A 562-nucleotide genomic window follows, 5' to 3' on the forward strand; every position below is an offset into this window, starting at 1 on the left:
GATTTATACACCGTGTTCTCCCTCCTTCGCCGGAATCGCCGCAAACGGGGACCGATGGCGTTTTACATAGGCATTGTCCTCCAAACGCACCCGAATGGCTTCCGCCACCCGTTTGCCATCTTCGTACACATAGACGCCTCGTTCGTCATAGCGGAGCTCAATCGATTGCCCAATGAACCGAGGCGGCACTTCGTATAGCTGTTTATTCAGGGTGATCGTGCCATCGGCTTTCACCTTGCGGTGCTCCCGTTTCAGAAAAATCGCATCCAGCCAATCGCCATCTTCGATGAACGACACGAGATGCACTTGCGATTGAAACACCTCATGCGGCGTTTTTCCGTCCAGTGAGGCGTGCGGTTTTCGATGATACTCCTCTTCAAGCCACTTCCAAAAACGCTCGTTCAACTCGTCAAGCGATTTCGGCGGATTCAGCTCCAACAGTGGATAAAACCGTGTCTGTACGGTGCGGAAGAACCGTTCGATTTTTCCCTTGCTTTGCGGGTCATACGGCTGGGTGTGGATGAGCGTAATTCCCATCTCGGCGCACGCATACTGCAGCACC

At 53.4% G+C, this 562-nt stretch carries 1 protein-coding gene; it reads right to left on the minus strand.

Annotation, left to right across the window (positions count from 1 at the left end; translation table 11 throughout):
* Positions 1 to 3 precede the first annotated feature (3 nt).
* Positions 4 to 562: integrase core domain-containing protein (locus DCC82_RS17050; protein ID WP_233253090.1), on the minus strand; the 559-nt coding region annotated here is incomplete at its 5' end.

The organism is Geobacillus sp. LYN3 (assembly GCF_003064505.1).
Taxonomy (GTDB): Bacteria; Bacillota; Bacilli; order Bacillales; family Anoxybacillaceae; genus Parageobacillus_B; species Parageobacillus_B toebii.